The sequence below is a fragment of the Ruminococcus sp. AM42-11 genome, assembly GCF_003480145.1.
In the GTDB taxonomy this organism is placed as follows: Bacteria; Bacillota; Clostridia; order Lachnospirales; family Lachnospiraceae; genus Blautia_A; species Blautia_A faecis.
In genome coordinates this window covers 1-2,351 of the sequence record NZ_QUIO01000089.1, presented here as the reverse complement: position 1 = coordinate 2,351, position 2,351 = coordinate 1, and the positions used below count along the sequence as shown (strand labels likewise).

Here is a 2,351-nt window from a genome sequence, read left to right as displayed (position 1 = left end):
ACATTAGAAAAGTTAGGGGTAAATGTAATGATTCAGCCGAAATGAATCTCTTTAACTGTATAATTAAGAGAAGGAAATAAGCCCGCCAAAAGGCGAGCTTATTTAGAATGCTTGTTTATAGGTTATCGCTGAACTACGTTTTCAGGACAGCCTCTTCCTATAAAATCATATGTTACACAAGTGTCTGTCCCATTGCCGCTGCAATTTCCTTTAACTTGTCGATAGCATAGCCTGTATATTTTGAAATCTTATCGGCAGGCTCCTTCTCCTCGATCATCATCTGGGCCAGGGACATTTTTTCTTTTTCAACTCCCTGTTTCATTCCTTGTTCAATTCCCTGGTCTACAAGAGCTCTACTTAGATTACACATGTCTCTCACCTCACTTTCAAATTCTTCTGTCATGGCAATATCAAAATCTTCATGTAACCGCTTCTTTTTTTCTTCTGGAGTGGCAGACGTTGAAAACAGGATATTTAGCAGGTCAAGGATCTCCAGTTCGCTTTCTTTATCTGCATCTCCCAGATTTACGATCACCACTTCCATCAGATCATAGCTTTGAGGATCTGTATAGGACTTCCCCAGTATCGTATCCTCAATTGTGTGATATTTGAAAATACCATTTTTGCGTTTTTTAGCCGGATCCGGACAGATCCAGATAGAATATGCTTTCTGGATCTTTTCGTAATGTTCATCTGTAAATATGGTTCCATACTGCTCTGATATCATTCTTGCACAATAATAAAATCCTCTGGTTACAAGTGGATATCCTGGAGTATCATTCAACTGGATTTCCAGATTGATAATAAGCTGTATAGGTTCAATGTTTCCAGGAAGATAGGCTTTAAAACGGATGTCATAATATACAGTTTGATCCTTGACAGCGTTTGCCTCTGAATTCAAACATTCGATTCTTTTGTCTCCGTTTAGTTTCTCATCACGATCCAGCTGATCCTGGTGAACAGCACGTTTAGAAATTTCTGCGTCATCTTTCAGACAGTTATTACAAATAAAGTTCACGCTGTATTGAGAAAATTCTTTTGTACAGGATTTTAAGATCCATGCTATGATTGCTTTGTAAGTCAATATTTTTTTCGCACATTCATCATATTTCGCACGGTCTGATATAAGGTCAATGGTCTGTGCCAGATTCGTCTGACGTACTATAATACCCACCTCCTGTATAATTGGTTAACTGATAACATTTTATGATTTTATATTACCATAAAGAAAAAATGGGAGCAATATATTTTTATATAAGTTTGTGCCACATACAGCCAAATAAACCATGTAACACAATATGTCATTCCATAACACTATAAGAAAAATACCAGCAATAGCCGTCTGGAAAGCGAACTGTAACCATAAGAAGTATTATTAGATAACTGATAGATTGCATAAAAACTTGTTTTTTACAAAAATATCAAATTTTGTCACATAAAAGAGGCATGATACGAAGTCTGAAACGGAAAAGTGATTGCAAAAGGTGGTCAAAAATGGCCTTTTGTCAAAGGCTTATTTTGTGTTATTGAATCCCTTTTAAGCTTAAATAACACGAACTAACACAAAATAATACAGATAAAAAGGTAGGAAATAACGGCAAATAGCACTAAGTGATTTTAAAAGGGAGTAGGTAAAAAAATCGTGTCCTAGACATCCGGGATGGAAAATCCAACACGAATGGCCACATCTTTTTTATCCTTTTCAACAGAGTTGACTTCACCGCCAATGTACCGTGCGGCTTTATCAACTTTAAGTAATATTTCATCACTAAGTGCTAATTTTCTCGTATTTTTCCTTTCATAAACTGTATATATTAAACAAAATATACGTGAGCTTTGCGAAACATGGATTGCCGTGGTACTATTTCATGAAATTAAAATTTGGCCATAAACATTATAAAAAACAGTCACGTCTTTTAACATAATTTGAGTTCAAAAAACGGGTTTGGTCACTATTGTAATCATAGTAATAGAATCGTTTTAGTATTATTCCTGAAATAGCCGTTAGCAATAACTTTTATTATGACCAGAATCCAGGGGAAGTGCAAGCATAGAATTTGGCGAAGACATGTTTTTTTCGATTGTGTAGATTGAGGATGCCGAGTTTTTGCAGCAATAAAAGCTTCTTTTGAACAAATTTGTGGGAGCCGCAATAGGTATAAAAAATGGCAGACAATCTCGTTATTAAGTCGGCTGCCCATTGATTATATAGTATATTGTTTTTGGCGTTTTGATAGTTCGACAAACTGTTAAGGAAACAATCGGAGTTGGTGTAAACGAAAAAGCAGCCTTGAGTTCTGATAAAAACTGCCCTTTCGTTTACATCAATTTCGATTTTACCTTGGTGAACA

2 protein-coding genes are annotated in these 2,351 nt (G+C 35.7%); both read right to left on the bottom strand.

What is annotated here, in order from left to right:
* Positions 1–172 precede the first annotated feature (172 nt).
* Positions 173–1,174: a PD-(D/E)XK nuclease family transposase gene (locus tag DW904_RS22470; RefSeq protein ID WP_118584330.1), complete on the bottom strand. Its 1,002-nt coding sequence runs from the start codon at positions 1,172–1,174 to the stop codon at positions 173–175.
* 846 nt (positions 1,175–2,020) lie between these two features.
* On the bottom strand, positions 2,021–2,351 hold a 331-nt coding region (locus DW904_RS23315; protein ID WP_207664943.1), incomplete at its 5' end, for a hypothetical protein.